The organism is Campylobacter sp. JH23 (assembly GCF_017846595.1).
GTDB lineage: Bacteria > Campylobacterota > Campylobacteria > Campylobacterales > Campylobacteraceae > Campylobacter_D > Campylobacter_D coli.
The window spans coordinates 77,503-92,378 of sequence record NZ_JAEQBP010000006.1; the positions used below are offsets into that span (position 1 = coordinate 77,503).

The window sequence follows — 14,876 nt, forward strand, 5'->3', positions numbered from 1 at the left end:
TTATCTTTTTCCTATGGTTTGCTTATCTAAATTTCTTGAAAGTATAAAATCAACCACAGGTTGTTCTCTTTTATTGGCTCTTTTGCAATGATCTTTTTGAAAAAAATCTGTGATTTTAATCACTACTTTTGCCCATTTTTTTCTATTTCTTTCACGCCAAGCATGCGAAGATACACTTTCCCAAGCATAGCCATTAAACAAACTTGCATTTACAAAATGATCCAAAGCTCTTACACCTTGCCTTGCTCTAGCTGTATTAAAAAAAGTTCCCACTATCACTATGAGTAAATATCCACAAATTGCCAAAGGTACTATAGCGCAAAGTAAGATCGTCCCTGCTAGTTTTTCTTTTAAACTTCCTTTTAGATTGCGCTTAATGCGGTTGCGAAAATTGGCACGAATTCTTGCTTTGACTCTTTTCATGGCTCTCTTTTACTAAATTTTATCCTCATTCCATTTGCAGAACGTATGGTTAAACGACCCACCACATCTGGAACAAAACCCTCTTCAAGCTCTAATTTGTATTTTTTTAAGATATTGGCCAAAATTAAAATAGCCTCTTGCATCGCAAAACCTTGACCTATACAAATTCTCTCTCCTACTCCAAAAGGTAAATAAGCATCTTTTTTATACTCGCCTTCAAAACGAGAAGGTTTAAATTCATGCGGATTAGCCCAAAAGCCTTCATGTCTGTGTATCAGCCAAGGTGCTATAACAACACCTGAGCCTTTTTTAATCATCTTATCCCTTACCTTTGTATCTTTTTTTGCTTCTCTTGCAAAAAAGCCTACAGGAGGATAAAGTCTTAAAGATTCTTTAAAAATATGAGTTAGGTATCTAAACTGTTTTAAATGTGAAATTTGTATATTTTCACCTTGTAAAACTTGAATAATTTCTTTATAAGCTTTTTCTTGTTCATCAGGATAAAGGCTGAGTAGATAAAGCGTCCAAGTTAAAGAGCTTGCTGTTGTTTCATGACCTGCTAAGAAAAGCATAGCCACTTGATCTAGAATTTCCTCAAAAGAAAAGCGTTGATTAGTCTGCGCATCTACTACTAAGAGTAAAGAGCCTAAAATATCCTCAAAATTTTCAGCTTTTCCGCTACTTACTGCATCATATCTTGGCTTTATGATATCACTTAAAGCTTGCCTGATCACATCGCCCGCTTTAGCACGCTTACGATCACCCAACACATAAGAAAGCCATTTAGGGAAACGAAACATACGACGCATAGCCGTATGTACGCTTTGTTCTTGAAAAGTCACAAAAGCATCTAGGATTTTCTTTCCTTGCTCTTCATCTAACTTAGAAGACATGATGGTACGAAAAATGACATCAGCAGTGATGAAAGTCATAGCCTCATCCACTTCGATAATAGAAGCATTAGGGTATTTTTCAAAACGCTTCATCATATCGCTTACTGCTTCACTCATGAGATTGAAAACCTTTGAAATACGAGTCATTTCAAAACTTGGGCGTAAAAGTTCGCGTTGCTTTTTCCAAACTTCACCATTTGTTGTAAATATGCTCTCTCCCAAAAGAGGGCTTAAAAGTTCGTGCAAAAATGCACTTTTTGGGAATTCTTTAACCTCATCCACCATCATTCTTTTAACTTCTTTAGTATCGTTGATCACATAAAGATCAAAATTTGGCATTTTTACATAACCTGTTTGCATTTTATAGCTACGCTCATAAAGACCATCAAGCCATGATCTGCGTTTTAATAAAAAGGTTAAAAGTGTTGAAGCTTTATTTTTATAAGGTTTGGGAAAAAATGGACACTGACTCATATCTTTACCTTTTCTTCTAAAAATTTAGGTGCCACAATAAAAGCAAAAAAATCATAACTCCCTTTAATATGAGGACTATAAAGATATAAAAAATGTGCTTTATTTTTATCTCTTTTGATTTTTTTATATTCATTTTTTTCATACAAAGTATGAAATTTAGCACTTAAAAATGGTGGGGTAAAGTTAGCCTGCACCCCGCTTGTACGGAAAAAATCCACTTGTGGAAAACACGCCCCATCGATTATTGAGGTATAATCATACCATTTTAAATCAAATGCAGAAACAAATTCAAGTTTTTTTCTAAAATCGTCTGCATTTTTTTGATAGCTTGTTAAAGGAATGCATTCTCCTAGTGTAAGAATTTTTAATTTGTCCAATACTCTTTTATCTAAATTTTGTTTTAAAATATGCTCTAAAACTTCTATGCAAACTATGGTTCCAACACTGTGAGCTACTAAGATAAGTTCGTAATCTTGCCTGTTTTCATTTTGTTTTAAAGACTTTAAAATTTCATCTGCAAAAAGCTTTATCCTTTGCTCCATAGCCCCCAATCTTTTCTCTTTCCAAGTAGCACAAAAAGCACATATCCTTGCTATCCAAAATACAGCCAATTTTCTACCTAGCTTGAATGAAAAACGATTGAGTAAAAATCCTAGAACTATACCTATAACAATCGCCAAAAAAGAAGGGATATGATTTTGCAAAAAAACAAAACTTCCCAAAGCTAAGCCTAAAGATAATAACAAAGAAAAAATAACATAAAAGAAAGGATAATAACCCGTAACTAGCTGATAAATCGATTCTTTACCAAATTTAAGAAAAAGCCCCGTAATGGTATAAATTCTAAAAAAACTATAACAATCCATCAAAGCATCTTTATAACTTTGAGACCAATTTTTTTTAACTATATCATTCCAAGTTAAAAAATGATAGCGTGTTTGAACATCTTTACAATCAATCTTAAAAGAAGGAAAGTTTTCATTCTTTTCAATCCCGCTTATCTCTGCTTTAAAATCAAATCTATGAGAATAATCTTTTAAATTTTTCTTAAATAAATCATAATAAAATCTATAACTCTTAGGATCATAGCCCGCTATATAAAATACTTCTCTATCCATAAAAATTCATTTCTTTTTTAGATTGATTATAACATTTTGTTTTAAAAGCTGTCTTAATCGGACTTTTATCAACCTAAAAACGAATTTTTGTAAAAATTGCCATTGAACTGATTTGTATTTAAAAGATAATTTTTAAAATTTATAACCAAGCTAGGATTGGGTTTATAAGCATGAGCTTCGCGCCAAAAAAATTGGAGTTTTTTAGGATAAGCTAGGCCTTCAAAATTGTAAAATGCATTTCCACAAACCTTAGTAGGACAACCCTCTAAAATAGCACTTAAACCTACTGTAGAATTGATCGTAATACAACCTAAAGCATTTTTTAAAAGAGTAGGCAAATAAGTATCATGTACATAGAAAATTCTTCCTTCTACATGGTATTTTTGACTTAGCTCATTTATAAGTTTAGAATAATTTCTATATCCCCTATCCATAGGATGATGTTTAAAGATAAGATAAGACTTTGCTCTTGCGTGATTTGCAAAAGAAAGGATAAGCTCTTCTATAAATTCTTCTATGCTTTTTTTATAATGGTACTTAATTTGCGTATCATTATAAACTTGCAAAATAGCCAAAAAATACTTTTTTTCAAGGCTATAAATTTTTTGATTGAGTTTTTTTTCTGTGAATTTATAAAGGTATTTTCTATATAAAGATCTAAACCAAAATAAAAATTCAAAAGGATATAAGGTGCGATGATGAAGCTTGTTGTTAAAAAAAGGAGCTAGCAGAAAAGAAAAAAGCCAATACAGAAAAGTACTAAAGGCCATAAATTTAAAACCACCTGGAATTTCTTTTATGCTTTCTTTTGTAAGGATATTGCAAGAAAGATAGAAATTTTTATCGCGAGGCAAGGAGGAGTTTGCATTGACCCCATCTTTTTCAAAAGTGATACAATAAGGCCTTAAATACCCCTCTTCAAAAATCCAAATACCAATGCCAAGCCCCTTAGCTACTTTGATAGCTTTTGCATGGATCAAACGGCAATCATTATACATCACAATAGCATCTATCTTTTTTTCTTTAAAAAAGCTCTCATAAAAATTTTCAAGATCCTTTTCGTCGCACTTGCACCTTTTTCCACTTGGATAGAAAAGAAAATCCCCTCCATTAAAATTAAGCTTAAAAACTTTGGTTTTATTTTTTTTCATCTTTATGGCAAGGCGGTGAAAAAAAGTCCCTACAGGTCCTTGTAAAAGCAAGACAGTTTTACCGCTAAATTCTTTTTTAATCTTATCGCTAAATTTCATCTTTTTATAAAAACTTCACCTATTCTTCTTATCTTTCTAAGCATTAAAATTCTAAAATCAATTAAAATTTTTAGCCATCTTTTTGAAAAATAATCTTTTTGCAAAGCTAACATTGTATCCAAAGCAAGCTCAACTTCACATAAATTTTTACTCTTTGGATGAATATATCTTGGATAAAGGATCAAAACTCCTGCCACAAGCTCTTCTAAACTAAGCACTCTTGTGCGTCTTGAGATGTGATGTAAATCTTGAGTCAAACCCCAGCCCGCATAAAAAGGTTTACCATATACCACTACTTTTTTACCACGCAAAAGAGCGTCAAAGCCACTTGTAGAAGTGATAGTATGTACTTCATCACATGCATTTATGGCGCTGTCTATGCTGACATTTTCTATGATCTCATCGCAGTATTTTAAAATGATATCTTTATCCTTTAAACCCTTGCGATTTCCACTTAAAACATCAGGATGAGGCTTAAAAACGACAAAGGCGTCTTTATTTGCAGCTCTTACGCTTTGTAAAAGCTTTAAGGTGTCAAAATCTGCTCCACCTAAGATCATCGAAGCATCATCTTCTACTTGAGCGGGAATTAAAATGATTTTTTTATTTGTATTAAAGTCAAGTTTTTCATGCTTTAGGCCGTTGTACTTTGAAAATTTATTTTGCGTTATGGTAGTGATGAGCTTTTTGGCTCTTTGTCTTAAAGTATCATCAAATTCATGATTTTGCAAAAGCTCTTCTAAATCGCTAGGGTGATTAGGATCTACATACAAACCCTTGCTATCTACTATCAAAGAAAAAGGACGCGTAAGATCTGAACCTAAAAAAACCGAGCGCAAAAAGCCATCTTCTACTAAAAAAATTTCATTGTTAAAATCTTTGGCCAGCAAAGCTTTATCATACTTTTTGCCCCAAATGAAGATTTTATCTTCGGAATTTAAATTCGCTTTGTAAAGTTCATTAAGTGAGTTTAAAAAAATAATTTTATTGTTTTTGGCCTTGAAAAATGGCTTCATAAACCAACGCTTCCATAAAGTAAAGCCTAAAAAATATAAAGTATGAGAATTTACTTGCTCTATCTTTTTGTATCTTGCTAGGGTAAAAATAGTATCAAAAATATCACTTTTTTGATTTAAATAAGGATTAAAATACTCGCTGTATAGGATATAAGCGGCACAAAAAACTTCTTCTAAGGATCTTTTTTTAATCCTTCTTTTACACTCTAGCTTATCTTGAGTTAATCCCCATCCTACATAAAAAGGCATGCCATAGCACACGCATTTACATCCTAGCATCAAAGCTTCAAAACCCATACCTGAAGTCTTAGTATAGACTTTTTTAAAATGGCTTAATAATTCTATGGGATTATAATTTTCTTTTAAAATCACGCATCTACTGGGTAAATCTTGCATGCTAAAATCGCTTTGTTTTTTGCCACTTAACACATCAGGATGGATTTTGATATATATTTTAGCATTTGGATTTTCTTTTAGGGCGTCATTTATGATATCTTGGGTCGAAAAATCACTTGCCAAACCAAATCGAAGTGAAGCGTCATTTGCCACTTGAGTGATGATTAGAACGCGTTCTTCATTGGCGCTGAAAAGCTCTTGAGGTATGCAAAGATTGTTATTATACTTGCTGAGTTTTTCTTTTTTGATAAGCTCTATGGCTTTTTTTGCCCAAGTTAGCTCTTTGGGGCTAAACTCATAAGTATTTAAAATATTTTCAAGCCTTGAAGGAGTGCTCGCATCATAATAAACCCCCACATCATCTTTAACTATAGAAAAACTCGGACTATTTTCTATGCCTAAATTTAATGAGCGCAAAAAACCATCTTCTAAAAGCATAAATTTAGCATTGTGTTTTTTGGCTAAACTCACAGCTTTTAAACCTGAATTTTTCCTGCCCCAGCCTACAAAAACATCTTCTTTGCCTATGCTTTTATAGGCCTTATATAAGACTATATTGTAAAAATCTTTAACATTTTTTATAAGTTTTTTTGAAGTGGTGTGAAATTTCATAAATCTCTCTTTAAATTAAAAAGAGATTATATCATTTATTTCTTTTTAAATTCCTTCTTTAGCTTCCTAATCTCAAGCAATAATTTGATATACCCCCCCCCATACCAATTATTACTTGCTTTTATAAGGGCCTCTCCTAGCTTATAAGTCAAACACTCTTTTTCTTTTAGAGCTTCTTTATAATCAGGGTAAGATTCTAAAGGGGGTAAAGCTAAATTTGGATTTTTCTTTATTTTTAATTTATAAGCTTTTTGGGCTTGTTTGTGCGAAATTATTATATTTAATAATATCATGGGCATTATTAAATAACCTAGTAAAGATTTTGAATTTATTATCATAGCTTGTCCTAGTTTATAAGAGAGTTGGTTTTGAATGCGGGATTTGGCTGTGCCGTATTGAGTTTGGAAAGATAATTTAGATTGAAGTTGGTTAAGTTGGGTTGATTTTTCTTGTATATTGTTTTGTAATTGATCGATTTGGTTTGTATTAGAATTTATGATAATATCTTTTTCTTGTATAGTTTTATTAAGAGTATTGTTTAGGTTTTGAGCTTGGATTAAGTGTGCTTTGTTATCCTTTAAAGTTGTTTGTAAAGAATTTATTTGATTGGTTTGATTAACAATAACCTTGTCTTTATTTTGAATAATAATAGTTTTATCTGCGATATTTTGGTTTTTAGTTGAAACGATATCCGCTATAAATTCAGCTATTTTATCCCAATATTCTGGTTTCATTTCTTTAAGTTCATAATTTTCTTTATAATTACTTAAATCTTTCTTAGGAAACAATCTTTCTTTATGAGGAAAGAACTCTTGTCTTACCCATTCATTTGATTCTTCGAAATAATTTATATAAGACTGCATTATTTCTTTTGGAGGCTGAAATTTAAGATGAGAATATTGTTTTACATTTGTACAATTTCTATCAAAATACTCAACTATATCAAAATATCTACTTTTAAACATAAAAGGTTTTAATCTATTAACCCTACTTAAAAGCTCAAATCCTATTAAATCCAAAGTTTCATTCTCTTTTATTGGAATTTGAAATTTCTCATCCCATTTCAAATCTACACTATATATAAAGTCTTTTAATAAATCTCCTCGATAAAATTCATTTTTATTAAACAGTCTTACAATTAAATTTTCTTTACCAAAAATTTCTCCCCACCACTGTAGTGTTTGTTTATAATCGCTTAAAATTTTTGATTTTTTGTTTTGGTAAGGATATAAAAAATGATAGTCCAAATGACTATCATCCTTGATAGCCTGTGAACACATAGATATAAACAACTCAGCAACATCTCTTAAATATACAATAATTTTTATATTATCGAAAATATATATTAGAAAATCATAAAAATATTTTATTTTTTGTTGAGAATTCAATAACCATTGTACATTTTCCATAGAAATAATAATTTTATCACAATTACACATCTTAATTTCATTATTTAAATTCTTAAATTCCCTAGAAAATATTTTCAAATCATCTGTCTTATTTAATAAAGTATTAAATTTGTGCGCAAAAGGATTATGATCATTCAATCTACCAATGTTTTTTATACTAATGGGATAATAATAATTCTGTTTTTGCAATAAACTACGATTTAAATATAAGAAATTTTGTATACTTGAAGTCCCTGTTTTCATAGTCCCTATATGCACATAAGCAGTCATTTATACTTCCCATTTAAAAATCTCAAAATCATATCCACATTCTCATTAAGATCTTCTTTTGTTATGTGTATATGTGGATTTTTAGGTCTTTCATAAGGACTATCTATGCCTGTAAAGTTTTTAATCTCTCCTTGTCTTGCTTTTTTATAAAGTCCTTTTGGATCCCTTTTTTCACAAACTTCCAAAGAAGTATCGACAAATATTTCTATATATTCATCCTCTTCTAAAAGATCTTTAACTAGTTTTCTATCTTTTTCAAAAGGGGATATAAAAGCACAAAGCACTATCATACCAGCATCCATAAAAAGCTTACAAAGCTCTCCTATACGCCTTATATTTTCTACTCTTGAAGCTTCATCAAATCCCAAATCACCATTAAGTCCATGGCGTACATTATCTCCATCTAAAAGATAAGTATGAAAACCTTGCTCAAAAAGTTTTTTCTCCACTGCATTGGCCAAAGTGGATTTACCACTTCCGCTTAATCCCGTAAACCACAACACACGAGGTTTTTGTTTTTTAAATTTAGCTCTTTGAGCTTTAGTAATGCTACTAGCATGCCAAGTGAGATTATTATCCATTTTTTAGCCTTAAAATTTAAAAAATATCGGAGTCATGATCAAAACAATAGCCGAATAAGTCAAGGAAACTATCCAGCCTATTTTTATAAAATCAGTAGTTTTATATCCGCAAATCGATCCTACCATAAGATGAGTTTGATAACCATGAGGCATCATAAAACCACAACTTGCCCCATAAGCAACTGCTAGGATAAATGGAACCGGATTTACTTCAAGCGCTAAAGCTGTGCTATAAGCAATAGGAAAAGCTAGAGCTGCTGCAGCGTTATTGGTAATGATCTCGGTTAAAAGCAGAGTTAAAAGATAAATCCCCACAAAACTTCCATAAAGTCCATATGCTCCAAAAGTCCCTATAATCAAATCAGCAAAATCCTTAGCCAATCCACTATCGACCAAAACCTTTGTAATAGCTAAAGAAGATCCTACTATGATAAAGATTTCCAAAGGAAAGCGTCTTTTTATCTCATCAAAACTTATAAATTTAAATACAAACAAAAAAGCTAAAAATACTAGCAATGCTTTAAGCAAAGATACTATCTCTAAGGCTGATAAAGCAATGATAGCCAAAAATGCAAATACCACTATAAAACTTTGGACATTGCTTAGTTTTTGATTTTGAATAATATTTGAAATGATATAAAAGTTTTTGTTGATATTATCCCTTGAGTGAAAATCCTTACCCACGCTTAAGATAAGTCTATCTCCAGCTTGCAATACGCTTTTACCTATCTTGGAAATATTTTGAGAGCCTCTTTTTAAAGCTACAATCCCCGCATCAAATTTAGCCCTAAAATTAGCCTCTTTTACGCTTTTACCTATCAAGCTTGACTCAGAATTTATCACCACATCTACTAAATTTAATGTTTCAAGCTTGATCTCTTGAGCACCCATTTGTAAGCCATCAAATTTTTTTAAAGTTTCTAGATGAGTTATATCTCCACTAAAAATCAACACATCACCTTCTTTTATAATCTCATCATGACTTACTGGAGAAATGATCTCATCTTGCCTTTGAATTTCAAATAAAAACAAAAACTCCAAATTTCTTAGACCATTTTCCTGTATGGTTTTTCCCACTAATGAGCTATTTTTCAACACTTTAGCATTAATCAAATACTCATTAATGGCATTTTCTTTTTCTTTATACTCAGGCAATAAAAAACTAAAAATCAAAAGCACTATAAGTACACCAATACTTATACAAAAACCCACTGCAAAAAAATCGAAAATTTTTAAACTCTCTAGACCATTTTGCACCACAAAAGAATTCACTATCAAGTTAGTTGAAGTACCTATAAGAGTCATCGTGCCACCAACTATGGAAAAATATGAAAGTGGGATAAGTAGCTTAGAAGGAGCTTGAAATTTATTGTTTTTTATAAGGCTCATAAAGCTTGCTACTACTGCGGTATTGTTTAAAAATGCTGAAATACTAGCCGTAATAACACCAAGTTTTAAAAGCGATAAATGATAATTTTTTCCTATGATAAATTTAGAACACCAAGCGATAACTGCACTTTTTTCTATCGCTAGTGAAACCAACAAAAGCAGCATAAGCACTATCAAAGATTCGCTCGTATAAGAACCTAACCAAGAGTTCAAATTTAAATATCCTAAAAGATAATAAAGCACAGCAACACTACCAAATAAAATAAAAGGTTTGATTTTATTGCTAATGAGCAAAACAAGTAAGCCCAATATGCTTAATGCAACAATGATTTTCATATCTTTTTACACTCCCATTCGGGGTAGTTTTTTCTTATATAAGCATTAAGCTCTATTTCAGCTTGAGTATAGACCCTTGCTTTATCTTCATGGGTTAAAATTTCTTCTACCATACCTGCTGCTAAGGTTTCATTAGAGTATTTATCTATAATGATAAAACTTCCTAAAGTTTTATTGTCCTTATAAGCTGCTAAAGCTGTCTTTTTGCTAAGTCTTAGGGTGCATTTGGCTATATCATTAAGCTTTAGCTCATCACTTTGAGACTCTTCAAAGGTATTGATATCTTTTTTAAAGTCAATCTTTTCAAATGTTATACTAGTGGTTAAATTAGCCATCTTTATAAGATAGTTTCCACTTAAACTAAACTTCGCTTCACTCATCCATATCATCATGGCTTTAAAAGAATTTGAAATTTTTAAACTATGATTTTTAGAAACTATAACATCACCTCTTGAGATATCTATCTCATCTTCTAAGGTCAAGGTTATGGCACTTGGAAAAGTTGCATTTTTAGAGCTTTGAATTTTTTCATTTTTATCCAATACCTTTAAATTTTCTATATCGGGCGTGATGATTTGTTTTACTTTACTTGTTTTTAAAGAAGGTAAAATCACAACTTCATCTTTAACATTTATACTACCACTCGCAATATTTCCACAAAAACCTCTAAAATTTAAATGAGGACGATTGACATATTGCACACTCATGATAAACTCATCGCTTAAATTAGTAACAATAGGCAAAGTATCTAAAAGTTCAGATAAGGTTTTTCCATCATACCAAGGCATATTAATGCTTTTAGAAGCTATATTGTCTCCATCTAATGCGCATATAGGAACAAAGTGGGTTTTAATACACTCATGATTTTTTAAGCATGGTAAAATTTCTTGATAATTTTTACAGATTGTATTAAAAATTTCTTGATTATAATCAATCAAATCCATTTTATTCACAGCAATAATAAATTGTTTTATACCAAGCAAACTCGCTATATAAGAATGCCTTTTAGTTTGAGTTAAAACCCCTTTTCTAGCATCTATAAGTATGATAGCAATATCAGCTGTGCTAGCACCTGTTGCCATGTTTCTAGTGTATTGTTCATGGCCTGGGGTATCTGCTATGATGAATTTTCTTTTTTCACTTGTAAAAAAACGATAAGCCACATCTATAGTAATACCTTGCTCGCGCTCGCTTGCAAGCCCATCTACTAAAAGCGCAAAATCAAGCTTTTCTCCTGCATTGCCAAGCTTTTTACTATCTTTTTCTAAAGATAAAATTTGATCTTCAAAAAGCATTTTTGCATCATAAAGCATTCTACCTATAAGGGTGGATTTGCCATCATCTACACTACCACAAGTGATAAACCTACAAAGCTCTTTATTTTCATGTTCTTTTAGGTATTTTTCTACATTTGTTTTCATTAAAAATACCCCTCTTTTTTCTTTTTTTCCATACTTGCTTCTTCATCAGTGTCTATAAGCCTACCTTGTCTTTCACTTGTTTTAGAAAGCAAAAGCTCTTCGATGATTTCTAAGACATTGCTAGCACTTGAGTTTATGGCTCCTGTTAGCGGGTAGCAACCTAGAGTTCTAAAACGAACCAATTCTTCTTTGGCATTTTTAGCAAGTTCTTTTGGCATACGCTCATCATCAACTAAAATTTTAGCCCCCATGTACTCTACTACCAGTCGTTTTTTAGCAAAATAAAGACTTGGTATGGGAATGTTTTCTTTGTAAATATACTGCCATATATCAAGCTCAGTCCAATTACTCAGTGGAAAAACTCTTATGGATTCACCTTTTTTATGACGACCATTGTAAATATCCCATAACTCTGGGCGTTGATTTTTTGGATCCCATGAGTGATTTTCATCACGGAAAGAATAAATTCTTTCCTTTGCGCGCGATTTCTCTTCATCTCTTCTTGCTCCGCCAAAAACTGCATCAAATTGATATAAATCAAGCATTTGTTTTAAGCCTTGAGTTTTAGAGATGTCAGTGTGCATAGATGAGCCATGTGTAAATGGAGAAAGATTTAATTCTTTGATTTTAGGGTTTTGATAAACGATAAGCTCCATACCAAGCTCTTTGGCTCTTTTATCTCTAAATTCTATCATTTCTTTAAATTTCCATGTAGTGTCTACATGCACCAAAGGAAGTGGCGGCACGGCAGGATAAAATGCTTTTTGTAAAAGATGAAGCATCACTGAACTATCTTTGCCTACGCTATAAAGCATAGCTGGTTTTTCAAACTCAGCTACAACTTCACGGATAATATGGATGGACTCTGATTCTAAAAAGTCTAAATGGGTCATTTTTCTACTTTACTATAAAATATGGGTTTAATAAATTTTCTTTATTATACACTAAAGGTTTTTGGGTGTCAAAATCATAAGTCATTTTGCCCACTTCCCTAACTATAGCATCAGCGGCTGCGGTATCCCACTCCATAGTAGGAGCTAGTCTTGGGTAAATATCTGCTTCATTGCTAGCTACTAGACAAAGCTTTAAAGAACTGCCCATGGAAACAAATTCTTTTTGCTTGTTCGTTTGGATACTATCGATAAAATCTTTTGTTTGCTCATTGACATGGGATTTGCTAGCGACTATTTTAAAAAAGTCGTCATTTCTTTGCAAGGGTAATTTTACACTATTTTTAAAAGCACCTTCACCTTTTTTAGCACTGTATAAAAGCTCAAGGGCTGGAGCGTACACTACGCCCAATACTGGAGTATCTTTATAAACTAAAGCAATGTTTATGGTAAATTCTCCATTTTTGTTGATAAATTCTTTGGTGCCGTCTATAGGATCTACACACCAAAAATATTCCCAATCTTTTCTTTGCTCATAAGGTAGTGTTTTATTTTCTTCTGAAAGTATAGGGAGGCTAAATTTAGCAAGCTCTTTGCAAATAATTTCATTTGAGATCAAATCTGCTTCACTTAAAGGCGAATTATCATCTTTATAAGAAATTTTAAAATCTTGATTGTAAATTTTTAAGACACTCTTACCTGCTTTTATGGCTATATCGTTTATATCTTTTAAGGTAATTTGACTAAGCATGGTTAGCCTTTTTTCTAAATTCTCTTTTTAGCTTCCTAATCTCAAACCACAATTTGATATACCCCCCCCCATACCAATTATTATTTGCTCTTATCAAAGCTTCACCTAGTTTATAGGTTAAACACTCTTTTTCTTTTAGAGCTTCTTTATAATCAGGATAGTTTTCTAAAGGAGGCAGTTTTAAAGAAGGATCTTTTTTGATTTTTTCTTGATAGATTTTTTGTTCTTGTTTGTGTTTATCTTTTATATAAGATAATACAAAAGGCATTCTTATATAGCCTAGTATAGATTTTGAATTTATTATCATAGCTTGTCCTAACTTATAGGAAAGTTGGTTTTGTATTCTTTGTTTAGCGCTCTGTTCTTTTGGTATATATGAAAAAGCCTGGTTGATATTTAATTCTTGTTCTAGTTTTTTAATTTCTAATTCTTTAATCAAAATATTCTGATTAGTCTCTTTAGCATTTAATTTTTTATTAATTAAGTCTTGTTCTAGATTGGAAATTTCGAGTTGCTGTTTTTTTATAGGTAGAGTATTTAGAGTGTTTTGAAGTTGATTTATTTGGATTTGCAAATTTAATTTTTCATCAATTAATTTTTGTTTTTCATTGTTTATAGTTGCGATTTGATTGTCCTTATTTTGAATAGCTTGGTTTTTGGTTTTAACGATATCAGCTATAAATTCAGCTATTTTATCCCAATATTCTGGTTTCATTTCTTTAAGTTCATAATTTTCTTTATAATTACTTAAATCTTTCTTAGGAAACAATCTTTCTTTATGAGGAAAGAACTCTTGTCTTACCCATTCATTTGATTCTTCGAAATAATCCATATAGGATTGTGTTACTTCTTTTGCAGGTTGGAATTTAAGATGAGGATCTTTGGAAGTAAAATATTTTTCTGAAAATTCCATAGTAGAATTAATTTTATTATTCCAGCCACAACCTAATTTATTTAACCTTCCTTGAAGCTCAAATCCAATCAAATCTAAAGTTTCGTTTTCCCTTTCTGGAATTCGAAATTTATTATCCCATTCCAAACCTATACTATGTATAAAATCTTTTAATAAATCTCCTTGATAAAATTCATTTTTATCAAATAATCTGACAATGATATTTTCTTTGCCAAACACATTAATATAATTCTTACATATTGTTTTATACATATGCATTCCCATAGAAGTGCAAAATTCTGCCTTTCTTTTATAATAGACACCTAAACCACATTTAATATTTTGAGATGAATGAGATATCATATATTCATCATTGCTTCTTAGATACAGAATACATTTTATATTTTTAAACCCTAGCCAATTAAATAGCTCTTTTAAACGTATTAAAGTATAACTTTCATTAATATATAAACTTATCATTTCGCTAGAGAATAAGAAAGTATATTTCTTATTCTCTGATATTTCATTTCTTAAAAATACCACCTCTTGATTCAACCAAAAATTAAAATCAGATTTCATATTTTTTTTAATAATATATGCAATTTTAGCATGCTGATTATTTACACAAAAAGTTTTTGGATAGACCATTCCTTGTTGCAAAAATAAATCGAGATTCAGTGTTATAAATTTTTGAATACTTGTAGTTCCGGTTTTTGGTGTTCCTATATGTATATAAGCAGTCATATTTTTCCTTG

Annotated in this window: 12 protein-coding genes; all 12 read right to left on the reverse strand. The window is 31.1% G+C overall.

The features are described 5' to 3' along the window. Nucleotides 1-423, reverse strand: coding sequence for a hypothetical protein (locus KAR88_RS07005; protein ID WP_002800011.1), 423 nt, complete (start codon nt 421-423; stop codon nt 1-3). After that, the gene (locus KAR88_RS07010; RefSeq protein WP_002783822.1) at nt 420-1,790 is read right to left on the reverse strand and encodes a cytochrome P450; all 1,371 of its coding nucleotides are present in this window, start codon (nt 1,788-1,790) and stop codon (nt 420-422) included. The genes KAR88_RS07005 and KAR88_RS07010 overlap by 4 nt, the downstream gene beginning before the upstream one ends. After that, nucleotides 1,787-2,908 (reverse strand): DUF829 domain-containing protein, encoded by a 1,122-nt coding sequence (locus tag KAR88_RS07015; RefSeq protein ID WP_038846752.1) that lies wholly within the window; start codon nt 2,906-2,908, stop codon nt 1,787-1,789. Before KAR88_RS07015 ends, KAR88_RS07010 begins: the two co-directional genes overlap by 4 nt. Nucleotides 2,909-2,976: 68 nt before the next feature. Beyond that, on the reverse strand, nt 2,977-4,158 hold the full coding sequence (locus KAR88_RS07020) for a capsule biosynthesis protein (RefSeq protein ID WP_057040082.1): 1,182 nt from the start codon (nt 4,156-4,158) through the stop codon (nt 2,977-2,979). Beyond that, entirely contained in the window at nt 4,155-6,182 is a 2,028-nt protein-coding gene (locus tag KAR88_RS07025; RefSeq protein ID WP_192801874.1) for a capsular polysaccharide biosynthesis protein, read from the reverse strand. The genes KAR88_RS07020 and KAR88_RS07025 overlap by 4 nt, the downstream gene beginning before the upstream one ends. Before the next feature lie 35 nt (nt 6,183-6,217). Then, nucleotides 6,218-7,861, reverse strand: coding sequence for a hypothetical protein (locus KAR88_RS08890; protein ID WP_225982203.1), 1,644 nt, complete (start codon nt 7,859-7,861; stop codon nt 6,218-6,220). After that, nucleotides 7,858-8,442 carry an adenylyl-sulfate kinase gene (gene cysC / locus KAR88_RS07035; RefSeq protein ID WP_002834054.1) on the reverse strand — a complete coding sequence of 195 codons (585 nt, stop codon included), beginning with the start codon at nt 8,440-8,442 and terminating at the stop codon, nt 7,858-7,860. Before cysC ends, KAR88_RS08890 begins: the two co-directional genes overlap by 4 nt. Before the next feature lie 9 nt (nt 8,443-8,451). Continuing rightward, on the reverse strand, nt 8,452-10,167 hold the full coding sequence (locus tag KAR88_RS07040; RefSeq protein WP_070294380.1) for an SLC13 family permease: 1,716 nt from the start codon (nt 10,165-10,167) through the stop codon (nt 8,452-8,454). Next, complete coding sequence (cysN, locus tag KAR88_RS07045; RefSeq protein WP_192801285.1) at nt 10,164-11,588, reverse strand: sulfate adenylyltransferase subunit CysN; 1,425 nt, start codon at nt 11,586-11,588, stop codon at nt 10,164-10,166. Before cysN ends, KAR88_RS07040 begins: the two co-directional genes overlap by 4 nt. Then, nucleotides 11,588-12,481 carry a sulfate adenylyltransferase subunit CysD gene (gene cysD, locus KAR88_RS07050; protein ID WP_192801286.1) on the reverse strand — a complete coding sequence of 298 codons (894 nt, stop codon included), beginning with the start codon at nt 12,479-12,481 and terminating at the stop codon, nt 11,588-11,590. The genes cysN and cysD overlap by 1 nt, the downstream gene beginning before the upstream one ends. Nucleotides 12,482-12,485: 4 nt before the next feature. Next, the gene (cysQ, locus tag KAR88_RS07055) at nt 12,486-13,229 is read right to left on the reverse strand and encodes a 3'(2'),5'-bisphosphate nucleotidase CysQ (RefSeq protein ID WP_072213939.1); all 744 of its coding nucleotides are present in this window, start codon (nt 13,227-13,229) and stop codon (nt 12,486-12,488) included. Continuing rightward, nucleotides 13,222-14,865 carry a hypothetical protein gene (locus KAR88_RS08895; RefSeq protein ID WP_225982205.1) on the reverse strand — a complete coding sequence of 548 codons (1,644 nt, stop codon included), beginning with the start codon at nt 14,863-14,865 and terminating at the stop codon, nt 13,222-13,224. Before KAR88_RS08895 ends, cysQ begins: the two co-directional genes overlap by 8 nt. Nucleotides 14,866-14,876: the final 11 nt, after the last annotated feature.

Excerpts from the sequence above, each read along its gene's own strand:
- KAR88_RS07005 (WP_002800011.1), bottom strand. The coding sequence starts at position 423 with ATGAAAAGAGTCAAAGCAAGAATTCGTGCCAATTTTCGCAACCGCATT.
- KAR88_RS07010 (WP_002783822.1), bottom strand. The coding sequence starts at position 1,790 with ATGAGTCAGTGTCCATTTTTTCCCAAACCTTATAAAAATAAAGCTTCA.
- KAR88_RS07015 (WP_038846752.1), bottom strand. The coding sequence starts at position 2,908 with ATGGATAGAGAAGTATTTTATATAGCGGGCTATGATCCTAAGAGTTAT.
- KAR88_RS07020 (WP_057040082.1), bottom strand. The coding sequence starts at position 4,158 with ATGAAATTTAGCGATAAGATTAAAAAAGAATTTAGCGGTAAAACTGTC.
- KAR88_RS07025 (WP_192801874.1), bottom strand. The coding sequence starts at position 6,182 with ATGAAATTTCACACCACTTCAAAAAAACTTATAAAAAATGTTAAAGAT.
- KAR88_RS08890 (WP_225982203.1), bottom strand. The coding sequence starts at position 7,861 with ATGACTGCTTATGTGCATATAGGGACTATGAAAACAGGGACTTCAAGT.
- cysC (WP_002834054.1), bottom strand. The coding sequence starts at position 8,442 with ATGGATAATAATCTCACTTGGCATGCTAGTAGCATTACTAAAGCTCAA.
- KAR88_RS07040 (WP_070294380.1), bottom strand. The coding sequence starts at position 10,167 with ATGAAAATCATTGTTGCATTAAGCATATTGGGCTTACTTGTTTTGCTC.
- cysN (WP_192801285.1), bottom strand. The coding sequence starts at position 11,588 with ATGAAAACAAATGTAGAAAAATACCTAAAAGAACATGAAAATAAAGAG.
- cysD (WP_192801286.1), bottom strand. The coding sequence starts at position 12,481 with ATGACCCATTTAGACTTTTTAGAATCAGAGTCCATCCATATTATCCGT.
- cysQ (WP_072213939.1), bottom strand. The coding sequence starts at position 13,229 with ATGCTTAGTCAAATTACCTTAAAAGATATAAACGATATAGCCATAAAA.
- KAR88_RS08895 (WP_225982205.1), bottom strand. The coding sequence starts at position 14,865 with ATGACTGCTTATATACATATAGGAACACCAAAAACCGGAACTACAAGT.